Here is a 24,474-nt window from a genome sequence, read left to right on the forward strand (position 1 = left end):
ATATTTACATCTAAAGTTATTTTATCTTGGATACGCTTTTCAATCACATTAAAAGTTATGTTTCTATATCTGACAATGAATTATCAGAATTAAAACATTGTATGAAGGAAGAAACCTACCAGAAAAATGATCATTTACTTAAAGCTAATGATTATGCTAAACAAGTGCATTTTATTATAGAAGGATGTGTGAGAACCTACATTATTGACTATAACGGAAATGAACATAATATATCATTTTCTAAAGAAGATTGGTGGTTTGGTGATTTGAATAGTTTTATTAGAAATAAACCAGCCTCTTTTAATATTCAAGCTTTAGAATCATTAAAGGTGTTGTCATTAAATAAAGACAAGTGGGATTATTTATTAAATGAAATTCCAAATTTTGTTGTTTATACAAGGTCGTTATTTAGAAATACAATGTTTGCACATGAAGAACGAATATTACAGAATTTGTCTTTTACAGCAGAACAGCGATATAAATATTTCATCAAAAAATACCCAGAATTGCTTCAAAGAATTTCTCAAAAACAAATTGCTCGATATTTAGGTGTAACACCAGAGTTTCTGAGTTTACTCCGTAAGAAAATTTCTTAATCTACATTAATCTTTTAGCGGTTTTTACAATCGAACTTTGCAAGTAATAGTAAAGATGTATGATTGTAAAAAGCTTATTTAGACTGCAGCTATTTATTCTATTCTTTCTTACCTCTTTTAATTTTTTAAGTAAAAGTTTAAAAGTGAATGAAATGGATAATCTAACACTCAAAAACCTTCCAGAACGAGAAGGTGAAAGACCAAAAACTACAAATACAAACCCACATACTCAATTGGATCAGCAGCCCGTAAATATTCAATATGTGGAGCAATTAAAAGATTGGGCATTTAATCTTGGGAATATAGAAAAAAGAGCAAGCCTAATTTCTGTTCCTGGTGCTGAAGCAATGTTTATGGAGCAAGAACATGTTTGTGAGAAATGCAATGCTTTTATGATAGGTAATGAATTTGCTCATTTTCATCCTCATCCTGATTATAGTATGCACTTAGGATTAACTCAAAAGGATGCAACTGTTTTTATTTCAAAAGGTTGGGGAGAATGGCATCCACTTATTAAAAAAGGATTTCTTCCGCCAAATATAATTATGCTGTATGCACCAAGAAATGAATCTGAATTAGAAGTCTCAAAACTAATTCTTAAAAGGTCGTATGATTATGCGAAAGGGAATTTAACAGAAACCAATAATTAAAACTCACACAAATGAAATATTCTAATACCGTAATAAACATTACATTATTCTTGTTGATGAACCTGAATATGTTTTCACAAAAAGTCAAAGGTTCTGCATATGTTGAAATTGAATCAAAAACATTAGAACAGTTATACGAAGAAGCAATCAAAGAAGGAGGTGAGTTCGTTTTAAGGGCTGGAGGAGATAAAAGTGATCAAATAGATTATTATTTGGATATGTTCAAGAAGCGCTTCCCAAGATTAAAGGTAACACATTCTGTAGATGTAAGTATTAACCATGCTCCTAGATATGATAATGCAAGAGCAGCAGGAGGAAAACAGAATATTCCCGATGTTATTCAATTTCAAACTTTACATCGTTTTACATATTATACTGAACAAGGGTTTTTAGATTTCTATAAACCAAAAAATTGGGATAAAGTATTCCCAGACTATAAAGATCCTCATGGACATTGGACTGGTTTGTATGGTGTAACATTTTCAAACTACGTAAATACAGATGTAATTCCTAAAGATAAGATTCCAAGAGATGCCTTAGATTATCTAGATCCTGCGTTGAAAGGAAAAGTTATTTTAACTTATCCTCATGATGATGATGCTGTCCTATATCAATTCTGGAATCTGAAGGAAATGTATGGGTGGGAATATTTACAAAAGCTTGTGGATACGAAACCTGTTTGGGTTCGCGGTACCGCGATGCCATATGTTGCGATAAATAAAGGATGGTACGGAGCTAGTTTTACAACATTTTGGGCTTTTGAACCAATACCAGGAATGAATACTAAGTTTCAATTTCCTAAAAAAGATTACTTTTTAACTTGGTTTCAAGCAGCAGGTATTCCTAAAGAAGCTAAACATAAGGCTGCGGCTAAATTATATTTAAATTGGATGTTATCTGAAGAATTTCAAGGAAAATGGTTACAATTTCCAGTGAGAAGAGACGTAGAAGCTCCAGCTGGTTATAAAAATGTACATAATCATAATACATCACCAGCAGATTTTCATAGATGGTTGTTAAAAAGAGATATTGTAGAAAGATTTAGAATGCAGATGCTTCACCTTATAGGCCCGGTCAAGGGACCAACACCTATTGATATTGATTACAACATAAAACCAGAATAAAACAAAAAAGGAGTTTTATTAAAAGCTCCTTTTTTGTTTTGAATAGTATTTATTCATTTTTTAAAGTAAACGTTGCAGTTAGTCCAACACTAAAATTTCTTGGTAGCTTTTCTACTCCGAATATTGCTCTTGAATGTGTGCCTTTTTCCTCTAATACATTTACAAATAATTCAGATGCACCATTTACAACAATTGGTGAATCATCCCAATCTTTTCCAGATTGAAAATAAGCGTCAATATGATTTAGACCTAGAATGTTCTCAAATCCGATTTTCGAATCAATTTGAGCCAAAACATTAAGAGCACAAAGTTCCATTGCCTTGAATCCTTGATCTGTTGTAATTTCTTCTCCTAATCGTCCTTGATATTTATATTCTTCATTTAAAATAGGAAATTGAATAGCAACATAAGCAATATCTTTTCTAGTGTTTACAGAAAGATAGCTTCCACCTGGTGAGGAAACATTAGGTAATTTTAATCCAAGTTTATCTAGATTTAATTTGGGGTTCATTGATTTGCTTTTAGTGTTGGTTAAATATACTTGATATCTAATTTGAAGTTTACAGTAAATTCAATTTTAACTTTTTATAGAATTTAAGCATAATCAAATTGTTTGTTTATATCAAGCAAGATACTTCTGTTGAGGTAAGTTTTAATTATTGATTTTATTCAGATATTCCAATGCGATTTGTAACGTAGAATCGTTGTTGTTTTGAAAGTCATTAAGCGTTAGTGCTGTTTCAATATCAGGTTGAATTCCAACTCCAACAAATACTTTACCGCTAGGATAAGTATCTTCCTTTGTACAAACTCTGGCAATTCCTCCTCCAGGTAAATCAAAAACTATTGGTTGTCCGGTACTTCCATTTGAAGCTTGTCCTATTTTTATCATATGTTTTTGATTGTCAGCGGAGATAAGGAAATCTTCAGCAGCAGATGCTGTCTTATTTCCAATTAAAATGGCAGTAGGAATTATAATTCTTTCTTTTTTAGAGAGTTCTATTTTATAAGGATTATAAGGGAATGAGTAGTAATAGTTATCATTTAATGATAGTAATGCTTGCTTGTTTTTTTGTTTGCGTTTTTCAGAAACATTTATAGTGTCTTTAGGTTTTGTCCATCTGCCCCAAGCTTTATATGCTGGTATATGTAATCTACTTCTTGAAGTTGATTTCAGAAGTATATCGTCTTTTGTGAAATATTGTAAGATTTGCCATCCGACGTTAGAGCTCCCTCCATTATTAGATCGTAAATCAATTATTAGTTTTTCAGCCTTTCTAATTTCAGGTAATTTTTCGAGAAACATTGAGATGATTTTAGGGTCAGAAAAACCATTAAGGGCCAAGTATGCTATGTTATTTTCTTTCCATTTGAATTCCAATAATTTTTCTTGTTTATATGGTGGATAAATCTTTTTGTCGGTTAATTCCTGGTGAGTTACTTTAAGGTTAAAAATTTGTCCATTTGGTTTTTTAAGTTCAAGATTGTATTTAGTTCCTTTTGGAGAACTCAATAGTCTCGATATCATCTTATTTTCAAGAACATAATTTGTTGAAGATGCAATGTAAGGTTTAACATATTTGTTTGCATATTCAATTGTTGGTATGCCGTTAACTTTGATTATTTCTGTTCCAATAGGAATTTCATTTTTTTTGTTTTCGGTAATACCTGTTACTATTGCTTTTCCTTCAATATTAGTTAGTTGGATATAATAATCACCAAAGGCCGTGTTATAAATTAATTTTCTTAAAGATTTTGATAGATGAATGCTTGTATGTCCATCTTTTAACGTTGCGCAAAACTTTCTTAGGAGGCGATAATACTCATAGTCATTTTGTGTTTCTTGAACTTTATTGATATATTCTTTATAATCATTATTCCACTTTTCTTTATCAACTTTATTTAAATATATGAAGTTGTAGTTTACTTCTTGCCAGAATTTTGAGAGTCCATAAATTTTGTCTTCTTTAGAAAGAGTATTAGGTAGGTTAACTTGTGAAAAAATATTTCCACAAACTAGTAATAGTATAAACGTAATATGTGCTTTTGTCATAATTTAAGATTATAGATAGAGTAATGTTAATGGGATTTATTGTTGTTTAGAAGTTGGATGTTTGAAATATCAGCTTGCCAAATATTGGGAAGGCCGTTATGAATCGATTTTAGTTCTTCTAGTAGTTGATTATTGTCAATCTTCTTGTCTCTAGGTTTATAATTTGCAGCTTTTTCAACTCTTAGACTGGAAAAAAACAAAGTTTTACCATCGGAAGATAAACCAGGCTGCCCTTCATTAGCTCTCGTATTAATTTTGTCTCCGAGATTTTTAGGTTTACTCCAAATTCCGTTATTATTAAAACTGACAAATAAATCTTTGCCCCCTTTTCCATTTCTATTATTACTTACGAAAATTATAAAGCTTTTATCAGGTGCAATCACGGGATCCAGATCGAAATAATTATCATTGTTGAAATTTAAGGACACTGCCGATCCATATTTTCTTCCGTCAAAATTTGAATAGTATATATTAGATCCAGATCTAGTGCCACTTGAAAAGAAAAGAGTATTGTCTTTAGATAGACTAGGATAAACAGGGTTTTGTATCTCTTTATTAAATTCATTTATAACTGGATAAGGAATTGAATTATTGGTGAGAGGTAGGTTTATAAACCAAAAGCCATAATGGGCGGATTTTGATTTATGTTGAGAAGGTCTGTCTGATATAAAAATTAATCTCCTTTGATCAGGTGATATAAATGGATCGGCGTCTCTATATTTACCAGAGAACTTTGCTAATTTTGGCGTTGACCAATTTCCGTTTTTGTCTTTTGTGCTAACAACGATGGACATTCTTCTCCAGTCAGGGAGTAAAGCTTTGGTAAAATAAGCGATATTATCTTCTTTGTTTCGGGTTTGATTGAACTCGAAATCTGTTGAAGATATGGTTCCTTTTCCTACTATTTTAAGATTGTTGATTGCATTTTTAGAGCCTCGAGTTTTAACCTCGTTTTGGGCTATTGTATTTTGAATACTTGTTGTAAATAGTATAATTACATATATTATGTTTTTGAAAGGAAAATTTACTTGTTTAGTGTACTTCGTTTTCATTTTATGTATCATTCAATATTTTTTCATTAAAAATTTGTTTTACAATACCAGCTGATTTCTGTATTAAAACCAGCTGATTCAAATTTGGATATTTCTTGATTTGCTGAATTAATATTGATACTTGAAATGAGCCCTTTCGTACTTAAACACCATGTTGATTCAATTGGGATTAAATCAATTTTTAAACTATCTCTTTTTAAACTCGGCTTTTGCGCGTAGAAAGAATTAAGTTGTACAAATAACTCTTCTTCATTTAAGACAGTTAGAAGGTTAGTGTCAATGACATGCTCTACTGATTTAGTTGTGTCTTTTTTACTAATTAATTTCCATCCAATTCTAACCGGAGTACCATTTTTAACTGCAGTAATTAATAACTCTTTCGAACCCTTAATTTTATTGCCATTTGGGTCGATTTTATATATTAATTTCCAGGATGAAGAGTTGTTTTTTTTGTCATTTACTTTGTGACAAGAAATTACACTAAGTATCAAAAGAATCATTATTCTATTCATGAGTAAGTTGTTTTTTAAAAAATTAACGAACAATAATTTTTGAGATAAACGGTACGTCAGTATTCTCAAAAACCACTTTAATAATATGTATTCCTTTAGGGAGATAACTTATTCGTAAACCTGAACTTGTATTTTGAACTTGTTTTGGATTTAAGTTGATTTTTTTGCCTAGAATATTGTATAATTCTATCTTTTTTATTTGTTCATTATTAAGAATGTCAATAAAGATTTCTTCATTTATCGTGGGGTTTGGATAAAGAGATATCTTATGAATAAAATCATTATTATCAAGACCTAAAGTAGTATTGTTAAACTCTATAGGTCCGAGATCAGGAGTGTCCTTTCTAGCGTTACCATAAATATCAAAGTTGATTTGATTAATGATTGAATTATCGATTATTGGAGATCCATTTTCAATTTTAAATATTAGGTTGTTTTCTGATGAAATTTCTGGGTTTTGTACTATGGAGTTGCTTGAGAACTCAGGAGGTGTTATACCACTGTTAGAAGAAGAGTAAAATAAGTTATTATCGATAACATACTCTTGGTCGTCTTTTTCTCTTCCTGTGTCGAAGTATACTTTACTAATATCATATAAGTCATAAAATATATTATCAGTTAATATTATTTTTAAATTTTCTCTATCACCAAATGTGGTCTCAACTGCTGAATGAGTTCCTTGATCTGGGAAATTCGGATCTCCTGCGCCAAAACCGTAAATTAAATTGTGATGAATGTTTATATTACCTCCCATTGCTGAGTCGTTAATGTCAAGTGCTGTAGCACTTATATTTAATCCTTCAGCTGGGAAATCAACAGGACCTAGTCCTGTATTAATGAAAATATTATTAAAAACCTCCCAATCATTGTCCCAACAAATTCCATCTCCTCCGCCTGACGCTGACTCAGATGAACCAATACTCAATCCACCACCTCTTTGATTAACAACTACGTTGTTATGAATTTTAACAGTGCCATTAAAGCCTCCACAATTGCCTGAAAAACTTTCGTCATATTGATGAATTCCATATTTAGCTTTGTTATTTAATAGATAATTCCAACCAAATTCATAAGGATCCACTTTTAAACCATCCTCTCTTACAGTAAAATAAGTAGTATGTTCAAATTTAGATGTTAAATCACAACCCCATTCTTCAATTTGATTTCCAAATATTTTACAATTAGAAATATTAATTCGTCCTCCTACAATTGCACCAGCACCTCCGTCTTGACAAGTGTTTTCCATTCCAGTAATATAATTTCCAATTATTCGACCATCTTTATTCGTTTCAATGCCGTAACAAACATCTCCCGATCCTCCTAAAGGTTGATTATCTCCAGGTTCTGGGACTGGAAAGTTTCCTGCTTTGGCAGTATACTTCGATACAACAAATCCAGATGATAAGTAAAAATTGATACCTCGATTTCTTGCTTGTGTTAAAACTCTACTATTAGGATATGCGATTAGTGCAGTTTGATTATTTACAGAGCTATTTATCCCGCTAACAATTATTCCTCGTCCGCTTTGTCCAGTTGTAACATTACTAACATCTTCAACACCATCGTGAGCATAAATTAATTCACCTCCTTTTATATTTTTAAGCGCTCCTTTTGTGTCTGGACTTATAGTTTGCCATGGATTAGAGAAGCTTCCATCACCAGTGAAATTATCACCTGTTGGTTTTACATGATAAATAACACCATCTCGTATTGTAAATGGTAAACTATTAGAGTTTACACCATTTATAGTTACAAATATTTCTCCTATTCCAGAAGCTGCATTAGGTATTGAAACGGCTATTTCTTGCATAAGTAAGGGGTCGAAAAGATTTGAAGGCCCACTAGGTAGTTCTCCATCGGCATTTTTCCAGTAATATATGTATGACATATTATGGATTACGCCCTGAGAATCTTTAAATGAAATGATTGATTCATTTTGTGAGGCTCCAAGGTTTTGTCCCCAGATTGTTACAATGGCACCTTCTCCATTTCCATCGTTTAATCCTGTGCCAGGACCATTTGTTATATCTGTAAAGTTTAATATTGGGTTTTGCGAGTAAATGGTAGTTTGAATGGTTATTAGAAATATTATAAATAGGGTTACTTTCTTAGTAATTTGTAGTGTTGTTTTCATAATGTGGTACTTGTGTTTTTAACTTAGGCTTATATCAGAGATGCCGAATGAATTATTTAGTTTTTCAAGAAATAATGAAAGAGTTTTAATTTCTTCCTTAACCTCATTAACTCTGGATTTTGATTTGTATATTTTATTTGTGATAGTGTCTCGGCCATCTGCTGTTTTAATTGTGATCAACAGATTTTGAGTGAATTTTGAGTTAGAGCTGGTTTGGTGGAACAAAGACATTTCAAGAAAATTTGAAATTTTTTGCTCTTCTTTTTTAAAAATGTAAAGTGGTTTTATGCCCCGTTTTGTTTTTTTTGAAACTCTATAGTTATCTTTTAACTTATCAATTATGAAAGTCTGATTGGTGTTTTTTACCGTAGAATTTATGATTAAAGGGGTTAGTGAAAAATCACCAAAACCTACATCTACTAAATATTCTTTCTTTTCAATTTTGACAATTAGAGCCAAATGATCATAATTTGGGCCATAACCTTTAGTTTTATCGAAAACTCTTCCTGAGATAATCCAAGTATTAAAGTTTAAGGATTTTAAGAGATGAAAGAATAGTCCATTTAGTTCATAACAAATTCCACCTCTATTGTTAGTTATAATTTTATTATAAAGTTTACTTTTCTCTAAATTTAGAGGCTTTCTTATGTGAATATCAATATTCTCAAAAGGGATATTAAATAAATGATGTGCATGCAATTTATTAAGCGTCTCAATTGAGGGAGAAATATTTCCTGAATATCCAATTCTTTTTAAATAACTTTCTACAAACATATTAGCTTATTTATCGGTTAAAGAATTGTCTGTCTAACTCTATATATTGAACTTCACTATTTTTAACGCTATCCCATTTGTGTTCTTTTGTATAACCAATTTTTCTTGTAAAGAATAGGTGTTTACGATTGGGAGTGATATATGGGCAGAAATAATCCCATTGTTGATTAAAGTCTTTGTTCAGGAATAAGTCTTTAAGTGGCTGCCATTTACCATTTTTTCTTTTAGAAATAGAAAATCCTTTACCACCATTTGATTTTGTAGTGATTAAGTACTTTTCATCTGGTGTGATATAAGTGCTTCTAGATGAATTAGAATCGTTAATTGGAATTCCAACATTTACTGGTTTGGCAAATCTATTCCTTCCGAGATACTGAGCTCTGTATAAATCTCGTTTTCCGTATCCACCAGGGCGATTAGAGGTAAAATATAGGCTTCCATCGTTAACAACAATTGGATATGATTCAACATATTTTTTAGTTGAAATATGTGATGGTAATTTGAGTGCTTTCTGCCATTTCCCGTTTATTTTATTACTTACGTAAATATCCGGCGGTGATTTTTCTGCATAGTCATTTGGACTAATACCTAAGAAATACATCTTTTTGCCATCTATTGTAATTGTTGGATCAATAGCTACAGATCTTTTAATTTTATCTTTAAACATGAAAATGGGTGTTGGTTTTTGCCATTTTCCATTTTTATATTCAGAATGATGGATTATGAATGACTTTTTAATTCTTCTTGTGAAGAACAATTCTGTGAAGTCGTTATTGAAAACTGTATTAACTTCAAGATTTACAGTGTTAACAAGACCAGGAGCAAAATTTGTTATCGAATTCTTAGTTGTTGTTTTGAGAATCTTTTGTCCACCGCATCCGGTTAGAAATAAATTAAGTATAACTAATAATGCTACTTTGTTTTTTAAGAAAATTAGAAGTTGTTTAATCGATGTCTTTTTCATTTTTTAAATTATATATAATTAAAGTGATCATTGATAATGCACTTGAGATTAAAAAGCCTAGAAATAGATTTGTGTTTGGAGAGTTACTCATAAATGAATACAAAACGGATATTAGTGTTCCTAAAATCATAACCAAGAAATTGTGAATTGATGAACCAATACCTGCAATATGAGTTATTCTATTCATGGCGAGAGAGGTTGCATTTCCAAAAATTAAGCCAATAGACAAGAATTGAAGTACAGTCAAAACTACATATACTGAAAGCGAAACGGAGCTATATAATAGGAATAGTATAAAATACATGGAGGAAACAACTAACAATGCCTGTAAGCTCCTTCGGATAATTATGGTTGGTGTATATTTATTCAATAATAATCGATTAGATAATGTTGAGATTATTAAGATTATTGATAGAATAAAAAAGACGAATAAAAAGTTATTCTGTAATCCATAATGAATTTTAAAAATGTCAGAATATGAACTTAAATACAGAATAAAGACACCTTCAATTAAACCTAATATTAGAGTGTAAAGTATTGTAGGCCTACTTCTTTTAAATTCATTGAAGTTTTTCTTAAAATTCTTTCTAGAAAGAGGGATTCTATTGGAAGTAACTAATGTTTCTCTTTGTCGTGTGTAAAACCAAAGAATTGTAGTTAAGAAGAATAATATTTGGAATAATATAATGGCTTTCCAGTTAAATGAATTATTAAGTAACTGGCCAATTACTGGAGCTATCATTGGAATGAGAAGGAATACACTCATTACGCTAGACATTACTTTATTCATTTTTGTACCTTTAAATGAATCAGTTATTATAGATATGCTAACTGTTCTAAAGGATGAAGCGCCTATGCCTTGAATTACTCTTCCTAAGAGCATAATATTTAAGGTTTCAGATTTTAAGCTAATTATCAGGCCAGTCATGAAAATAAAAGCTCCTATGAGAATACTTTTTTTTCTCCCTATGGAGTCTGAAAGAGGTCCGAAGATGATTTCCCCAATTCCTAATCCAATAAAAATTGACGTAATAATCCATCCTAATTGAGTAGGTGTACTGGCTAAAAATGTCTCTCCAATACTTGGAAGTGCTGGAATTAAAGAATCAATTCCTAATGCAATATTAGACATTAACAATGCAATGATAATTACTGTCTCTATTTCTTTAATAGGAATTGACTCTCTTTTTATGGTTTTTGGCATTACTTTAATTATTATTCTCTTTAAAGTTTAAGCCAATAATTTTCGCCTCCTCTAGCGATTGAAAATACTTCTCTTTTTTTTCTATGAATGCTGATCCATATAACTTTTTCTTTTTAAAATCTATGTAAAGTGTTACTAGCGATGCGTGTTCTTGAACTATAAAGCTCAAGAAATATTTTTTTTTCGCCACTTTGATTATTTTGTAGCCAACTTTTCCTTTTACTCCTTTATAGGGGCCTTCAGTCCATTCGAAATGGTACAAGTTATCCTGAAATTTTCCTTTAACTTTTCCTCCATCCTGATATTGATATACCATTGTAGTACCATTTATGTTTGGAGTATTTTTTGATTTTTGAGAGAAGCAATTATTTACCGTAGATAATGCGATCAATAATATTAGTATGAATTTGTTCATGATTTTTAGTTTAAAAAAGTAGAGTCCTGATAAAGACTCCAAAGTTGTTTTTATAAATATTAGGTACATTAAACTGATCAAAATTGGCTGCCAATCCGAATTGATAGTTTTTTAATTGAAGTCCAGCTCTAAGCTGCTGGTAACTTCTAAAAATTTGAGAAAAATTTGTGGTTGCTAAAAACTGAGCTCTTAAATAGATACTAGTTTTATTGCTAATTTTTGGTTTGTATTCTATTAAAGCGAAATTTGATAGCTCCATTACTCCGTTTAAATTCACAGAAGGAAAAACAACAACGAGTAAGTTTTTCTTAAAAAATGAATATTGTAAACCTGTAGTAAAAAACGATCCAGGACCTTGTATTTCTCCTCCAAAGCCTATGCTAAGTCCTTTCCAAATTTTTTGAGATAGAAATCCAGTAATGAAATAATGGTTGTCTTGATTGTCACTCCAGTTTGCATCGAAACTACTTACGTTAAAAAAATTTAATCCATTATCATTTAAATTTTTGGATATTACGTGTTGATAGTAAAAAGATCTTGAACCAAGAAGTGTTTCAACAGGAATAGGGGATTGCGTTTTTTTAATTTGAGAATTTTGAGCATGAATGCTTAATTGCAATAGAAGAGATAATATGGCAGCTACTTTTATCTTACAACTCATTTTTTATAGTTTAGCTACAACATTTGGATAATTTCCAATTACCTGCCATTTATCATTATCTAAAATGATATGAATGTAAGAATGGAATATGAGTGCTTTACTTTCTAGTACGACTTCCATCATTGCAGTATTATCAAATATTTTAGAATCTATGATGTTAATTGATCTTGGAAGTCCTCCAAAAGTCTTGTCCTTTATGTAGTCTAAATATTGATTTTTTCCAATATTATAAACACCTGGTTTTCCGAAAAAGCCGTATTGTGTATTTATATAATTATCATGAATAACTGTTTCTAGAAGTTTTACATCACTATTGTCTGCAGCATTAATAAATGTGTTTAGAGCGTTTTTAACCTTTTCTATTTTTTGTACGTTTTCTTTTTTGGCATTTTCATCTGATGTCATTCTTTTATAATTTTAAGATTATACTTTTAGGACAATTCAAAGTATGATAGTGTGACAACTATCCTTAGTATGTTACAATTCTGGATCCTTTTGTTGAAATCCTTTGATTTTTGTCACGTTTTCATTTTGTGGTTTGTCATATCTTATTGATATATTTATTTATGAAAGATTCATTCTATAGAAAACTTAGAGTTTATGCCTACAATATCATTGGTATCTATGACGATGCCAATGATATTGTACAAGATGTACTTGAAAAATTCATCAAGGTTGAAAAATCAGGAATTGAAAATGAAGAAGCCTATTTAATTCGGATGGTAATTAATTCTTCAATAAATTTTAAGAATCGGATGAAAAAATTTTCTACTTATGGGAGATGGTTACCAGAACCTGTTCAAACTGATTCTGCAGATTCTATGTTAGAAAGGGAGTTAATAGCTGATTATGCATTGATGGTTTTATTTGAAAAGCTTAATCCGAAAGAGAGAGCTGTTTTCATATTAAAAGAAGGTTTCGATTATAAACATCATGAGATTGCCGAAGTTCTAGATATAACGGATGCAAATAGCAGGAAACTTTTGGGACGTGCAAAATTAAAACTAGGAAATGGGGTTTTTGTTGGAAGACAAATGAAACGACATGATATATCTCCTTTTTTAAAAGCTTTAAATTCTTCCGATATTAATAAACTTGAATCTCTTTTTTCTGAAAATATTTCTTTTTCTGCAGATGGAGGAGATTCTGTTCAAGTAGTGGCTACGAACACGATAGGGAAATCCAATATTTCTAAATTACTGGTTATAGTTTATAAGAATTTTCTTAATGATAAATCTTATAAGATAAGTGTTATGAATCATCAAGTTTCAATTGTTTATAAATCTCAAGAGCGAACTAATAGTTGTTTGTTGTTTAGCTTTAACGACGAAGGGTATATTGAGTCAATTTATTCTGTCGTTGATCCATTTAAACTAACAAATTTTTAAAAACTTGTCACTTTTTAATGTTGACGTTTGTTATATAAGAAACAATTTCAAATGAAAACATTATTAAGAATAGACTCGAGCTTTAATTCTGACAGATCTTTTAGCAGGATGATGGCCGATTATTATGTTAAATGCTGGGAAAAGGAAAATCCAAATGGTAGAGTCTTTTATAGGGATTTAGATACTGAAGTTATTTTGCCTTTAACTTCAAAGACCTATGCTGCATTTTATAACGGTGAAAACTCTGAAGGGTGTTTAGGTGTTTCAGATTCGTTAATTGATGAGCTATACTCAGTTGATGAGATTTTAATTAGTTCGCCAGTTTTTAATCATTCAATTCCAAGCAATTTAAAAGCATATATAGATCAAATAGTTAGGATTAATAGAACTTTTGAATATGATGAGGAAACTGGAGATCGACGCGGTTTACTTACAGGAAAGAAGGCCAGTGTTATAGTTTCTAGAGGAGGTAAAGAAAAAAGTGATGGGGTTGAGAAGTATTTATCAGGAATATTAGATTATATGGGGGTTTCTGAAGTAGATGAGTTTTCAATATCAGGTACTGTTTATAAAGATGTAGACGAGAGAGTGGTGGAAGTTAAAAAAAGAATAGAGACTAAGTTTGATAAAGTACCACTATGAAGAGTGAGAAGATTTTTTTCGAAGATGTTTTAGTTAATAATGCATTAGTTTTAAAGGAAGGTGATGGAGAAAAATTAGAGGTTAATGGTAACTCGGTTGTTTTAAAAATTAGTAGCGAGAACACTGATAATCAGCTTGGTGTTTACGAGGTAAATCTAAAACCGTCATCAATGGGTGCTAAACCGCATTATCACAGATTTATGGATGAAACTTTTATTGTTTTAAAAGGAAGTCCAACTGTTACTATGGGAGAAAAGGAGATGGTACTTTCTGAAGGTAGTGTGGTTTTTGTACCTAAATTTACTGTTCACGGTTTTAGAAATGATTCTCATTCTAATTGTAAAATGCTTATTGTTTTTAATCCTGCAATGAGGAGAGAGGGATTTTTTAGGGGGTTATCTTATTTGTTGAATAAGGACAAATTGGATAGTACTAAGTTTAGAAAACTTTATAATAAGTACGATAGCTATTTAGTAGAGTAGCTCTAAATTTAGTTGTTTATATAGTTTAGTTTTCTCTCCTCCCAAATAAATATTTTTTACTTGGGATTACTGGAACAGTCTTCATTTTTTTTAAAAAATTTTTAAATGTTTTTGACTGTTCCTTTTTTGTTGATTTATGGAATCTCTTTCAAAATTATTAATGTCTTTCTCGTTTTTATCTGATGTAGATATCGCAGACGGTGTGAATAGGATGTATACGAAAGTATTGGAGAAGAACGACTTTTTAATTCGTTCAGGTAAAACCTGCGATTGGTTAGCCTTTGTAAGCTCGGGAATAATTCGTAATTATTATATTTCGTCCAAGGATGAAGAAGTAACTTACTGTCTAACATTTCCCGGAAACTTTATTACGGCTTGGTCTTCTTTTATCTCTAGTACAAATACGTTTGAAAATATTCATGCGCTTACAAATGCCGAGTTGATTATTTTAAAGAAGAGTGATTACTATGAACTAATATCATCAAGCGAATCTTGGCTAAGATTCTTTAATTTTTTCACAGAGCAATCATATATTTTAATGGAAGATCGATTGTTAAGTATTCAAATGGTAACAGCAAAACAACGATATAGAAAATTATTAATAAGTAATCCTGAGTATGTTCAATATGTTCCTTTAAAATACATAGCATCTTATCTAGGAATTTCACAACGTCATTTAAGTCGATTAAGAGCAGAGATTTCAAAATTTGATAATATTAAAAAGTAAAGAAGGAATCAAGGATGTTCTGCTGAATTAAATTAAAGATTGTAAGAATGGCTCAAAAGTCATATTTAATCCAAAAATTATTTAGAGAATACAATTTAAGAATGAAGATTTACGAAAGAATATTAAGAAAAAGTTTTAATATTAATACCATTGCTCTTATTACCAGTTTAGTGACTGTTATATTTTTAATGGCGCAAATAAGATTAATGAGTAGGCAAACACAGGTTTTCATTAACCAAGCGAAGAATAGTTCTTGGCCGAGATTATCTGTAACTATGCATAGAGGATTTACGAGTGATGGGCATGTTAAATTTCTGAAGTTGAATATAGCCAACAAAGGAGTTGGTCCTGGGATTATCGAGGATATTAATTTTGCCTACAAAGGTCGGGAATTTAATACTTGGTGGGACTTTTATGGAATTATTAAGGTACCAGATTCTATTACTCGAGGTCATAGAGACGCGGGAATATATAAGGGATTCGTATTAAGTCCAAATGAAACCTTTAATATGGTGGATTGGTCGGGAAATAAAGAATTGTCGAGTTTTATTCATGAGCGTATAGATGATGTAAAGTTGAAGATTAAATTTAAATCAATTTATGATGATGTTTGGATTTTAGAGAAAGAATATTCTTCTGATTTATATTCTTCTGATTTTGATTTAATAACTAAAGTTCAATAACAATATTGAATATATATAATTTAGTATTAGTTTATTTGTTTCTGCATTCTAAGGGCTTTTAATTTTCTGATCTCTTTGGGCATTCGGGATTAAATAGTGCTTTCTACGTATTATCCTTTTATCTAAGGTTGTTACAAATAATTTTATGCTCTATTTGTTTCTATTTATTAATTTTTAAAGACTTTCTCAATTAAAAGTATAGTTGTATTTCTTTAATTGTTAAATGCTCTCAAATCCAATTTTCGCATCAATTTGAGCCAAAATATTAAGAGTACATAGTTCCATTGCCTCGAATCCTTGATCTGTTGTAATTTCTTCTCCTAATCGTCCTTGATATTTATATTCTTCATTTAAAATAGGAAATTGAATAGCAACATAAGCAATATCTTTTCTAGTGTTCACAGAAAGATAGCTTCCACTTGGTGAGGAAAAATTAGGTAGTTTTAATCCAACTTTATCTAGATTTGATTAGGGATCCATTGAAATACTTTTGGTGTTGATTAAATAAACTTGATATCTAATTTGAAACTTTGAGTAAATTCAATTATAACTTTTATAGGAATGTTAAGTATTTTGGATTTAAAGTATAAAAAAAGCTCTCAAAACTTTGAGAGCTTTTTGCGGTCTGGACGGGACTCGAACCCGCGACCCCATGCGTGACAGGCATGTATTCTAACCAGCTGAACTACCAGACCGTTGCGCTATTGCGGGTGCAAATATAGCACCCTTTTTGGTTTCTGCAAACTTTTTTAGAAAAAAAATTAAAATTTATTTCTACTCACTAAATATGTGGTGAGAATTTTATTGTAGTTCTCATTGATATTCACGGGAATATAGTTGATTTTGTACTGCAGACATTTATTTTTTAAATTTTCAAAAAAATTGGCGATTTCCTTGTTGTAAGACTCTTTTACGCTTTCTGCATATAAATTTATTTGCTGCCCTGTTTCAACATCCACGAATTTTTTAGGTGAATTTTCAAAATCAAAGTCATATTCTAACTCCTTGTCGAAGGTGTGAAATAAAATTACTTCGTGTTTGTTGTATTTTAAATGTCTTAAGGCATCAAATAGTTCTTCATTGTCTTTCGAAGGCTGAAACATATCTGTAAATAGAAATATCATTGATCTTCGATGTATCTTCTGGGCAATTTCGTGTAAATACTGGTATGTTTCCGTTGCTTTTGATGCTTTGGGCTGCTGTAATAAAGATTCTAACTGATGTGTAAGTATCTTTCTATGACGATCACTTCCTTTCTCAGGAGCGTAAAATTCATAAGAATCAGAGTATACGCTTAAACCAACAGCATCTCTTTGTTTTTTAAGTAACTCAATTAAAGAGGCAGCAGCAACTATTGAAAAACCAATTTTATTTAGATCATCAAAACGCTGTACTTTTTTTAAAGGATAATGCATAGAAGATGAATTATCTATAATGATATGACATCTTAAATTTGTTTCTTCCTCGTACTTTTTAGTATATAATTTCTCTGTTTTTGCAAATAGTTTCCAATCTATATGCTTTGTGTCCTCTCCTTTGTTATAAAGCTTGTGCTCTGAGAATTCCACGGAAAATCCATGATATGGACTTTTATGCATTCCTGTAATAAAACCTTCTACCACTTGTTTTGCTAGAAGATCTAAATTTTTTATTTCAGAAGATTGTAATTGGGAAAGATCTATTGCCATTTACCGAAAATAAAAAAGGTTTGACATTTGTCAAACCTTTTTTATGAAATAATTTTGTTTACTAATTATAACGCAGCGTCTATTTTATCAGTATACGCTTTTTTAGGAGCTGCTCCAACTTGCTTCGCAACAACTTCACCGTTTTTGAAAACTAAAACTGTAGGGATATTTCTCACTCCATATTTAGCTGCAAATTCTTGGTTTGCGTCTACATCTACTTTTCCAACTACTGCTTTACCTTCGTATTCTTTACTGATTTCGTCAATGATCGGTCCAACCATTCTACAAGGTCCACACCAAGTTGCCCAGAAATCTACTAAAACAGGCTTATCAGATTTCAATACTGTTTCTTCGAATGTTGTATCTGTAATTTCTAATGCCATTCTTTTGTCTTTAATCGTTAATGCCCACAAATGTAAGAATTTATTTTTCTATTCTCACTTTCAAATAGATTGGTTTTTCTTATTAATAAATCAATTTTCTAAATATCTTCCCTTGGTTATTTTTATAGTAAGATAATAATAGTAAATTTGCCAGCAACTTAAGAGGAAAGATTTGGTTATGATTGCAACCTCGTAAAAAAATGCTAAAGCAGTAATGTTTGGCTTCTTTTGCGACAAACTTTCCACTTACTAATTTTAATAAACAACGAAATATGTCATACTTTTTTACATCAGAGAGTGTATCTGAAGGGCATCCAGATAAAGTAGCGGATCAAATTAGTGACGCTTTAATAGATAATTTTTTAGCTTTTGATCCTAATTCAAAAGTGGCTTGTGAAACATTAGTAACTACTGGTCAGGTAGTATTAGCAGGAGAAGTAAAATCTAATATTTATTTAGACGTTCAAAAAATTGCTAGAAATGTAATCAACAAAATCGGTTACACAAAGAGTGAATATATGTTTGATGGAAACTCTTGTGGAGTTTTTTCAGCAATTCACGAACAATCAGATGATATTAACAGGGGAGTAGATAGAGCTAAAAAAGAGGAGCAAGGAGCAGGAGATCAAGGAATGATGTTTGGTTATGCTACTAACGAAACTGAAAATTATATGCCTTTGGCCTTAGATTTGTCTCACTTAATATTAAAGGAGTTAGCAGATTTAAGAAGAGAAGGGAATGAAATTAAATACTTACGTCCAGATGCGAAAAGCCAGGTGACAATTGAGTATTCTGATGATAACGTACCACAAAGAGTAGAAGCAATTGTAGTTTCAACTCAGCATGATGATTTTGGTGGAGATGATGAAATGTTAGCTAAAATTAGAAAGGATATTAAAGATATTTTAATGCCTAGAGTAATTGCTAAATTACCTTCTCAAATTCAAACTTTATTTAATGATGATATTAAATATCACATCAATCCAACTGGAAAGTTCGTGATTGGTGGACCTCATGGAGATACTGGATTAACTGGTCGTAAGATTATTGTTGATACTTATGGAGGTAAAGGAGCGCATGGAGGTGGAGCTTTCTCTGGAAAGGATCCAAGTAAAGTAGATAGAAGTGCTGCTTATGCTACTCGTCATATTGCTAAAAACTTAGTTGCAGCAGGACTTGCAGATGAGGTTTTAGTTCAAGTTTCTTATGCTATTGGAGTTGTTGAGCCAATGGGAATTTTTGTTGATACTTATGGAACAGCGAAGGTAGATTTAACAGATGGTGAAATCGCTGCTAAAGTTTCTGAGATTTTTGACATGAGACCACATGCTATTGAGGACAGATTAAAACTAAGAACTCCTATGTATAGTGAAACAGCTGCATATGGACACATGGGTAGAAAGAATGAAGTAATTTCTAAGAAGTTTGTTCAGCCAAATGGTGAAGTGAAAGAGGTTGAAGTAGAATTGTTTACTTGGGAAAAACTTGATTACGTTGCGAAAGTAAAAGAGGCTTTCGGTTTATAGTGAACTGAAAAGTTTAATCATAATTTTAAAAAGGCATTTTGTACTACTACAAAATGCTTTTTTGTGTTAAACATGTTACAATTGTGTAACAAATATGTAACATATTTAGAGTTTGATTTCTTGTAACCCTTTTATTTATTGTGTTTTATGGAGTTTGTTGATGTGAAACAATTTTAAAATATAAGTTGAAATCGTGAAGTTATCTTTGTAACAGGGAATTATATAAAAGTCAAAATAAATTTAATAATTATGGGGAAATTATTACTTAACAAAATAGGATTAATCACGAAACGCGCTTTAAACATTCTAGCTGAATCAGGAAGAGCAGCAAGTTATGCGTTAAAGCATTAAGGAGAAATAGAAAGAAAAGAAAAGCACTACGTTTGTAGTGCTTTTTTTATGTCTTATTATTAAATAGTTTCCTATTTTATTTGAATTACGTAAGGCATTCTTGCTTGAATCCCTTCCATGTTTTTAAATTCATTAATTTGACGGAATAATTCATAGTTTTCACTACCAATAGCCTCTTTAATGATTTCTTCTTTATTAACTTTTCCGAAAGGAGAGATGTTGAACATTTCTTTAATATTCTTTTTATAACTAGGATAGTTTCTAATTCTATAGCTTTTGATATCAGCTAATTGAACTGCTGCATTAATCGCATCTTCTAATCCACCCAATTCGTCAACTAATCCGTTTTCTAAAGCTTCTTTACCAGTCCAAACTCTACCTTGTGCAATAGCATCAACTTTTTCAAAAGTCATTTTTCTTCCTGTAGCGACTCTATTTACGAAAGTAGTGTAGATTTGCTCAACACCTTCTTTGGTAACATCATAAAACTTTTGATCCATTGGCTCAAATAAGCTGTAAGAAGCACTTTTATTCGTTGAAACTTGCTCCGCATTAATTCCCATTTTCTGAGATAATTCGTAAGCATTAGGAAGTGCACCAAAAACTCCAATTGATCCGGTAATGGTAGTTGGTTCTGCAACAATTACATCTGCATTACAAGCAATATAATAACCACCAGAAGCTGCCAAGTTACCCATAGATACAACTAAAGGTTTTTCTTTTTTAGCTAATTCTAGTTCTCTCCAAATTAATTCAGAAGCTAAAGCACTTCCACCAGGAGAATTTACTCGTAAAACAATTGCTTTTACTTTTTTATCTTTTACGGCCTTTTTAATTGCTCTATTTATCATTCCTTGACCAATCACATCTTCATTACCTTCTCCATACATGATTTGCCCTTGAGCATAAATTACAGCAATCTTATCTTTTGCAGTTGAAGAAATTCTTCCTTTTCCAGATTTAATATAATCCATTAAATCAATTGTATTAGACTTTGTGTCTACTGCGTTATTAAGCTTTTCTGTGTATTCATCTTTATAGATGATTCCGTCAATAAGTTTGTTTTTAAGTGCTAATTCAGCATTTCTTCCTTCAGAATTATCTGCAATTAAGTTTAATTGCTCAACAGAAATATTTCGTGTTTTACTAATGTTACTAGTAAATTCTGACCATATAGAAGTTAAGAATGAAGTTATTTGTTCTCTGTTGGCATCACTCATTTTATTTTCTAAGTAAGGTTCTACAGCACTTTTGTATTTACCATGACGAACAACTTCCATTTTCACACCATATTTATCCTCAAAATCTTTGTAGTATAATATTTCAGAAGATAATCCTGAAAAATCTATTTGTCCAACTGGATTTAAGAACAAACTATCTGCAACAGAACTTAAATAATAGTTCTTCTGAGAGTAAACATCATTGTAAGCATAAATGAATTTCCCAGATTCTTTAAACTCTTCTAATTTTTTTCTAATCGCTTGAGTTTGTGCCATACCAGCACCAATAGCATTAGTTTTTATGCTAATTCCTTTAATGTTATCATCTAACTGAGCATTTTCAATAGCGTTTAAAACTTTATCTAATGATAATTTTTCGCTGTCAAGTTCTAAAGCCTGAGCAAGTGGACTCGTATCTTTTGGTGCATAATCTTTAATTTGTTTTGCTAAATCTAATTCTAAAACAGAGTTAGGTTTAACTACAATTTCATCGCCACCTCCTGCAATGGCAGCAATAAGTAGGAATAAACAGAATAATAAAAAAAGACTAATAAAAAAACCTAAGATTGAGGCTAATAGATTGCGTAAAAACTTCATTTTTTGTGATTAAAATTCGGGGGCAAATATACATTTTTAAGACGAGTTTACCATTGCAAGCGCATGCGGTACTTTCGTTGTGCGAATTCAAAGTAGTTGAATAGCTTATAGTTTACATCATATCCATAATCAACATGAGGATCGTATAATATCAAATTTTCGTAAATGTTCGGATTAAACCTTGACGGATCTCCAACTCTAGAATTCCAAATAGATACATAAAATCGATTCTTATTTTCTAGAAATATTTGAGAATGATATCCAGGAGGTCGCGCAACAGTTACTAAATAATTATTAAACCCTGGGTCAATTATCGTAATCTCATATTCTAAGCTATCATTTTTTATTACAACAGGTTCTTCTTTTGAATTGTTCTGTTGAGTTTTTGAAACTGAACTACAAGAAGCAATAGCAAAAATTAATATGAAGATGATATGTTGAATTTTGACATTCATTACTTATAGAATTGCCTTATAAAGATAAAAAAAAGATACATCATAACAATGTATCTCTTTACTTATAAGGGTGTTAATGTTTTGTTATTTTAACAAATCAGATTGATTAAAAAGGTTGTTTAAGGTGTTTTTTGATTTCTCTTTACCATCTAATAACCAATTTAAATATTCATCTTCATCTGGAGTATATCCTACAGGATTGTTTAAAATTTGTTTTCCGTCGGAACTTAATAAAACATAATACGGCTGTGTATTTGTTTTAAAGAAAATTGTTTGGAAATGCGACCATTTATGACCGTAATTACTAAGCTTTCTTGTTCCACCATTTATTCGGTTCACAATAATTTGCTCTTCTTTTGGAAGTTCTTTCTTATCATCTACATAAAGAGAAATTAATACATAATCATTACGAAGAACATTATCTACTTTTTGAATAGGCCAAACATGTTCTTCCATTTTACGACAGTTTACACACGCATATCCTGTAAAATCTAACATAATTGGTTTATTCTCTTTTTTAGCGTAGGCTAAACCTTCTTTTAAATCTTTAAAACAAGTCAAATTATTAGGACAGCTGTTAGGATGTAAAATACTATATCCTACAGGTGGTGCTAATCCACTTAAAAGAGATAAAGGTGTAAAGGTTTTAGTTTCTTCATTATATCTAAAACCAGTTGCTAAATATATAGCAAAGGCTAATGAAATAACTCCTAATCCAATTCTTGGTATTCCAATTTTTTGCATTGGTGAGTCATGTGGGAATTTAATTTTTCCGAATAAATAGAATGCTAAACCAGCGAAAATGATAATCCAAAGAATCAAGAAAGGTTCAATTTTTAATAAGTTCCAGTGTGCAACTAAATCTGCATTTGATAAAAACTTAAAGGCTAATGCTAGTTCAAGAAATCCTAAAACTACTTTTACTGTTGTCATCCAACCTCCTGATTTTGGTAAAGACTTTAACATGTTAGGGAACATAGCAAAAAGTGTAAAAGGTAAACCTAATGCTACACCAAATCCTGCCATACCTGAAGTTAATTGCCAAGCTCCACCATCAGAAGATAAAGATCCTGCTAATAAAGAGCCTAATATTGGACCTGTACAAGAAAATGATACAATGGCTAGTGTAAGTGCCATAAAGAATACACCTATAATTCCTCCAGAACTTTCTCCTTCTGTTGTTTTGTTTGTCCAACTGCTTGGTAATGTTAATTCGTAAAACCCAAAAAACGATCCTGCGAAGAACACAAAGACAACAAAGAAGATTACGTTTAACCAAATATTGGTAGAAATTTCATTTAGTATATCAGGATTAATAGAATCTAATAAGTGAAATGGAATACTCAATAAAAGATAAACCGCAAGAATAAAGAATCCATACAGCACTGCTTTAGAAATTCCAGCACCTTTTGAGCTATCTTTTTTTGTGAAGAAACTCACTGTTAAAGGAATCATAGGGAAAACACATGGTGTTAACAATGCTAATAATCCTCCTAAGAAACCTAAACCAAAAATACTTAACAAAGATGACGATTCATTTTTCTTTTTAACATTCGAGTTCGAAGTTTCTCCGTCAATTGAATTTAAATCCTCTTCTGGTTGTTTTATATCATTGTTTGAAATACCATATAGTAAGGCAGAAGCTTCCTCATCGCTCATTTCTGCTTTATCACTGTTTTGTTTTTTAGATGCAGTAGAAGATCCAGTACTGAAGAATAAATCTTCAGTTTTTGGTGGCAAACAACGCGTGTCATCACAAACCATAAATTGAACTTGAGCATCAATTTTTACATCTTTTTGAAGAAGTTTTATTTTTTGTTTAAAGGTTGCTTTAAAAGAAAAGTACTTAATCTTCATTTTGAAGATTTTGTCATCTTCAGTTATTCCTTCATCTTCTGAAGTTTTTCCAATTAGTTCATAACCCTCATTTGGTTGAAAAGTGAAAACTGTTGGTCTTGGACCACCACTTGGTATTTCTTGACCATATAAATGCCAACCACTATCAATTGTTGCAGTTGCCACTAAGTAAGATTCGTCTTCAGATATTTTTTCAATACTAGTTTTCCAACTTACTGGTTCAAAAACCTGAGCATAACCAAGAAAAGTAGACAATAAGGTGATATATAGTGAGAAGATTTTCTTCATAAGAGATTATTTTAATGCTATAAGACGTAAATGTAATCTTTTTCATAC

26 protein-coding genes and 1 tRNA gene are annotated in these 24,474 nt (G+C 31.0%); 9 read left to right on the top strand and 18 right to left on the bottom strand.

From position 1 onward, the window contains the following. Nucleotides 1–26 precede the first annotated feature (26 nt). The 3 genes from ABNT61_RS14590 (at nucleotide 27) to ABNT61_RS14600 (ending at nucleotide 2,370) form a co-directional block, all read left to right on the top strand. A complete protein-coding gene (locus ABNT61_RS14590) occupies nucleotides 27–596 on the top strand; it encodes a Crp/Fnr family transcriptional regulator (RefSeq protein WP_348743739.1) in 570 nt (189 codons plus the stop codon). 152 nt (nucleotides 597–748) lie between these two features. Beyond that, complete coding sequence (locus tag ABNT61_RS14595) at nucleotides 749–1,246, top strand: phospholipase (RefSeq protein ID WP_348743740.1); 498 nt, start codon at nucleotides 749–751, stop codon at nucleotides 1,244–1,246. An 11-nt stretch (nucleotides 1,247–1,257) separates the two neighbouring features. Beyond that, nucleotides 1,258–2,370, top strand: a complete 1,113-nt coding sequence (locus ABNT61_RS14600) for an ABC transporter substrate-binding protein (RefSeq protein WP_348743741.1) — start codon at nucleotides 1,258–1,260, stop codon at nucleotides 2,368–2,370. A 49-nt stretch (nucleotides 2,371–2,419) separates the two neighbouring features. Here the strand turns inward: ABNT61_RS14600 and ABNT61_RS14605 are convergent, their stop codons facing one another. From ABNT61_RS14605 to ABNT61_RS14655, 11 genes are all read right to left on the bottom strand, one after another. After that, nucleotides 2,420–2,881: a RidA family protein gene (locus ABNT61_RS14605; protein ID WP_348743742.1), complete on the bottom strand. Its 462-nt coding sequence runs from the start codon at nucleotides 2,879–2,881 to the stop codon at nucleotides 2,420–2,422. A 141-nt stretch (nucleotides 2,882–3,022) separates the two neighbouring features. Further along, nucleotides 3,023–4,423 (bottom strand): S41 family peptidase, encoded by a 1,401-nt coding sequence (locus ABNT61_RS14610; protein WP_348743743.1) that lies wholly within the window; start codon nucleotides 4,421–4,423, stop codon nucleotides 3,023–3,025. Between the two features lie 26 nt (nucleotides 4,424–4,449). Further along, nucleotides 4,450–5,475: a hypothetical protein gene (locus ABNT61_RS14615; RefSeq protein WP_348743744.1), complete on the bottom strand. Its 1,026-nt coding sequence runs from the start codon at nucleotides 5,473–5,475 to the stop codon at nucleotides 4,450–4,452. Nucleotides 5,476–5,501: 26 nt separating this feature from the next. Then, a complete protein-coding gene (locus ABNT61_RS14620) occupies nucleotides 5,502–5,987 on the bottom strand; it encodes a hypothetical protein (protein ID WP_348743745.1) in 486 nt (161 codons plus the stop codon). Nucleotides 5,988–6,009: 22 nt separating this feature from the next. Then, a complete protein-coding gene (locus tag ABNT61_RS14625) occupies nucleotides 6,010–8,121 on the bottom strand; it encodes a T9SS type A sorting domain-containing protein (protein ID WP_348743746.1) in 2,112 nt (703 codons plus the stop codon). Between the two features lie 18 nt (nucleotides 8,122–8,139). Then, nucleotides 8,140–8,895 carry an arylamine N-acetyltransferase family protein gene (locus tag ABNT61_RS14630; RefSeq protein WP_348743747.1) on the bottom strand — a complete coding sequence of 252 codons (756 nt, stop codon included), beginning with the start codon at nucleotides 8,893–8,895 and terminating at the stop codon, nucleotides 8,140–8,142. A gap of 10 nt (nucleotides 8,896–8,905) precedes the next feature. Next, entirely contained in the window at nucleotides 8,906–9,859 is a 954-nt protein-coding gene (locus ABNT61_RS14635) for a hypothetical protein (protein WP_348743748.1), read from the bottom strand. Beyond that, on the bottom strand, nucleotides 9,840–10,991 hold the full coding sequence (locus ABNT61_RS14640; RefSeq protein ID WP_348743749.1) for an MFS transporter: 1,152 nt from the start codon (nucleotides 10,989–10,991) through the stop codon (nucleotides 9,840–9,842). Before ABNT61_RS14640 ends, ABNT61_RS14635 begins: the two co-directional genes overlap by 20 nt. Before the next feature lie 76 nt (nucleotides 10,992–11,067). Then, complete coding sequence (locus ABNT61_RS14645; protein ID WP_348743750.1) at nucleotides 11,068–11,478, bottom strand: MoaF N-terminal domain-containing protein; 411 nt, start codon at nucleotides 11,476–11,478, stop codon at nucleotides 11,068–11,070. Between the two features lie 10 nt (nucleotides 11,479–11,488). Continuing rightward, nucleotides 11,489–12,139, bottom strand: coding sequence for a hypothetical protein (locus ABNT61_RS14650; protein ID WP_348743751.1), 651 nt, complete (start codon nucleotides 12,137–12,139; stop codon nucleotides 11,489–11,491). Nucleotides 12,140–12,142: 3 nt separating this feature from the next. After that, a complete protein-coding gene (locus ABNT61_RS14655; RefSeq protein WP_348743752.1) occupies nucleotides 12,143–12,544 on the bottom strand; it encodes a nuclear transport factor 2 family protein in 402 nt (133 codons plus the stop codon). Between the two features lie 161 nt (nucleotides 12,545–12,705). On the opposite strand from ABNT61_RS14655, the gene ABNT61_RS14660 reads away from it, so the two are divergent. The 5 genes from ABNT61_RS14660 to ABNT61_RS14680 all read left to right on the top strand — a co-directional run bounded on the left by ABNT61_RS14660 (nucleotide 12,706) and on the right by ABNT61_RS14680 (nucleotide 16,061). After that, nucleotides 12,706–13,527, top strand: coding sequence for a sigma-70 family RNA polymerase sigma factor (locus ABNT61_RS14660; RefSeq protein WP_348743753.1), 822 nt, complete (start codon nucleotides 12,706–12,708; stop codon nucleotides 13,525–13,527). A 51-nt stretch (nucleotides 13,528–13,578) separates the two neighbouring features. Further along, complete coding sequence (locus tag ABNT61_RS14665) at nucleotides 13,579–14,169, top strand: FMN-dependent NADH-azoreductase (RefSeq protein WP_348743754.1); 591 nt, start codon at nucleotides 13,579–13,581, stop codon at nucleotides 14,167–14,169. Continuing rightward, nucleotides 14,166–14,651, top strand: coding sequence for a cupin domain-containing protein (locus tag ABNT61_RS14670; protein WP_348740871.1), 486 nt, complete (start codon nucleotides 14,166–14,168; stop codon nucleotides 14,649–14,651). The genes ABNT61_RS14665 and ABNT61_RS14670 overlap by 4 nt, the downstream gene beginning before the upstream one ends. A gap of 160 nt (nucleotides 14,652–14,811) precedes the next feature. Further along, entirely contained in the window at nucleotides 14,812–15,378 is a 567-nt protein-coding gene (locus ABNT61_RS14675; protein ID WP_348743755.1) for a Crp/Fnr family transcriptional regulator, read from the top strand. A 47-nt stretch (nucleotides 15,379–15,425) separates the two neighbouring features. Next, a complete protein-coding gene (locus tag ABNT61_RS14680) occupies nucleotides 15,426–16,061 on the top strand; it encodes a hypothetical protein (protein ID WP_348743756.1) in 636 nt (211 codons plus the stop codon). A 219-nt stretch (nucleotides 16,062–16,280) separates the two neighbouring features. On the opposite strand, the gene ABNT61_RS14685 is transcribed toward ABNT61_RS14680, so the two are convergent. From ABNT61_RS14685 to trxA, 4 genes are all read right to left on the bottom strand, one after another. Further along, nucleotides 16,281–16,463 carry a hypothetical protein gene (locus ABNT61_RS14685; RefSeq protein WP_412766920.1) on the bottom strand — a complete coding sequence of 61 codons (183 nt, stop codon included), beginning with the start codon at nucleotides 16,461–16,463 and terminating at the stop codon, nucleotides 16,281–16,283. Between the two features lie 219 nt (nucleotides 16,464–16,682). Next, a tRNA-Asp gene (locus ABNT61_RS14690) sits at nucleotides 16,683–16,756 on the bottom strand. Nucleotides 16,757–16,822: 66 nt separating this feature from the next. Continuing rightward, a complete protein-coding gene (locus tag ABNT61_RS14695; protein WP_348743757.1) occupies nucleotides 16,823–17,749 on the bottom strand; it encodes a DUF58 domain-containing protein in 927 nt (308 codons plus the stop codon). 65 nt (nucleotides 17,750–17,814) lie between these two features. Next, nucleotides 17,815–18,132 carry a thioredoxin gene (trxA, locus tag ABNT61_RS14700; RefSeq protein ID WP_132792606.1) on the bottom strand — a complete coding sequence of 106 codons (318 nt, stop codon included), beginning with the start codon at nucleotides 18,130–18,132 and terminating at the stop codon, nucleotides 17,815–17,817. Nucleotides 18,133–18,404: 272 nt separating this feature from the next. Here trxA and metK point away from each other — a divergent pair, with 272 nt between their 5' ends. After that, nucleotides 18,405–19,658, top strand: coding sequence for a methionine adenosyltransferase (gene metK / locus ABNT61_RS14705; RefSeq protein ID WP_348743758.1), 1,254 nt, complete (start codon nucleotides 18,405–18,407; stop codon nucleotides 19,656–19,658). 422 nt (nucleotides 19,659–20,080) lie between these two features. On the opposite strand, the gene sppA is transcribed toward metK, so the two are convergent. From sppA to ABNT61_RS14720, 3 genes are all read right to left on the bottom strand, one after another. Beyond that, nucleotides 20,081–21,826, bottom strand: coding sequence for a signal peptide peptidase SppA (sppA, locus tag ABNT61_RS14710; protein ID WP_348743759.1), 1,746 nt, complete (start codon nucleotides 21,824–21,826; stop codon nucleotides 20,081–20,083). A 47-nt stretch (nucleotides 21,827–21,873) separates the two neighbouring features. After that, the gene (locus ABNT61_RS14715; protein WP_348710090.1) at nucleotides 21,874–22,281 is read right to left on the bottom strand and encodes a DUF6146 family protein; all 408 of its coding nucleotides are present in this window, start codon (nucleotides 22,279–22,281) and stop codon (nucleotides 21,874–21,876) included. A gap of 84 nt (nucleotides 22,282–22,365) precedes the next feature. Continuing rightward, nucleotides 22,366–24,426, bottom strand: a complete 2,061-nt coding sequence (locus tag ABNT61_RS14720; RefSeq protein ID WP_348743760.1) for a protein-disulfide reductase DsbD family protein — start codon at nucleotides 24,424–24,426, stop codon at nucleotides 22,366–22,368. Nucleotides 24,427–24,474: the final 48 nt, after the last annotated feature.

This window comes from Tenacibaculum sp. 190524A05c, from assembly GCF_964036595.1.
GTDB lineage: Bacteria > Bacteroidota > Bacteroidia > Flavobacteriales > Flavobacteriaceae > Polaribacter > Polaribacter platacis.

Bases quoted from the DNA above. Each gene is read 5' to 3' on its own strand.
- ABNT61_RS14615 (WP_348743744.1), bottom strand. From the start codon at position 5,475: ATGAAAACGAAGTACACTAAACAAGTAAATTTTCCTTTCAAAAACATA.
- ABNT61_RS14650 (WP_348743751.1), bottom strand. From the start codon at position 12,139: ATGAGTTGTAAGATAAAAGTAGCTGCCATATTATCTCTTCTATTGCAA.
- ABNT61_RS14695 (WP_348743757.1), bottom strand. From the start codon at position 17,749: ATGGCAATAGATCTTTCCCAATTACAATCTTCTGAAATAAAAAATTTA.
- ABNT61_RS14640 (WP_348743749.1), bottom strand. From the start codon at position 10,991: ATGTCTAATATTGCATTAGGAATTGATTCTTTAATTCCAGCACTTCCA.
- ABNT61_RS14680 (WP_348743756.1), top strand. From the start codon at position 15,426: ATGGCTCAAAAGTCATATTTAATCCAAAAATTATTTAGAGAATACAAT.
- ABNT61_RS14670 (WP_348740871.1), top strand. From the start codon at position 14,166: ATGAAGAGTGAGAAGATTTTTTTCGAAGATGTTTTAGTTAATAATGCA.
- ABNT61_RS14660 (WP_348743753.1), top strand. From the start codon at position 12,706: ATGAAAGATTCATTCTATAGAAAACTTAGAGTTTATGCCTACAATATC.
- ABNT61_RS14600 (WP_348743741.1), top strand. From the start codon at position 1,258: ATGAAATATTCTAATACCGTAATAAACATTACATTATTCTTGTTGATG.
- ABNT61_RS14665 (WP_348743754.1), top strand. From the start codon at position 13,579: ATGAAAACATTATTAAGAATAGACTCGAGCTTTAATTCTGACAGATCT.
- ABNT61_RS14655 (WP_348743752.1), bottom strand. From the start codon at position 12,544: ATGACATCAGATGAAAATGCCAAAAAAGAAAACGTACAAAAAATAGAA.
- ABNT61_RS14720 (WP_348743760.1), bottom strand. From the start codon at position 24,426: ATGAAGAAAATCTTCTCACTATATATCACCTTATTGTCTACTTTTCTT.
- sppA (WP_348743759.1), bottom strand. From the start codon at position 21,826: ATGAAGTTTTTACGCAATCTATTAGCCTCAATCTTAGGTTTTTTTATT.
- ABNT61_RS14625 (WP_348743746.1), bottom strand. From the start codon at position 8,121: ATGAAAACAACACTACAAATTACTAAGAAAGTAACCCTATTTATAATA.
- trxA (WP_132792606.1), bottom strand. From the start codon at position 18,132: ATGGCATTAGAAATTACAGATACAACATTCGAAGAAACAGTATTGAAA.
- ABNT61_RS14645 (WP_348743750.1), bottom strand. From the start codon at position 11,478: ATGAACAAATTCATACTAATATTATTGATCGCATTATCTACGGTAAAT.
- ABNT61_RS14595 (WP_348743740.1), top strand. From the start codon at position 749: ATGGATAATCTAACACTCAAAAACCTTCCAGAACGAGAAGGTGAAAGA.
- ABNT61_RS14715 (WP_348710090.1), bottom strand. From the start codon at position 22,281: ATGAATGTCAAAATTCAACATATCATCTTCATATTAATTTTTGCTATT.
- ABNT61_RS14610 (WP_348743743.1), bottom strand. From the start codon at position 4,423: ATGACAAAAGCACATATTACGTTTATACTATTACTAGTTTGTGGAAAT.
- ABNT61_RS14620 (WP_348743745.1), bottom strand. From the start codon at position 5,987: ATGAATAGAATAATGATTCTTTTGATACTTAGTGTAATTTCTTGTCAC.
- ABNT61_RS14630 (WP_348743747.1), bottom strand. From the start codon at position 8,895: ATGTTTGTAGAAAGTTATTTAAAAAGAATTGGATATTCAGGAAATATT.
- ABNT61_RS14605 (WP_348743742.1), bottom strand. From the start codon at position 2,881: ATGAACCCCAAATTAAATCTAGATAAACTTGGATTAAAATTACCTAAT.
- ABNT61_RS14675 (WP_348743755.1), top strand. From the start codon at position 14,812: ATGTCTTTCTCGTTTTTATCTGATGTAGATATCGCAGACGGTGTGAAT.
- ABNT61_RS14635 (WP_348743748.1), bottom strand. From the start codon at position 9,859: ATGAAAAAGACATCGATTAAACAACTTCTAATTTTCTTAAAAAACAAA.
- metK (WP_348743758.1), top strand. From the start codon at position 18,405: ATGTCATACTTTTTTACATCAGAGAGTGTATCTGAAGGGCATCCAGAT.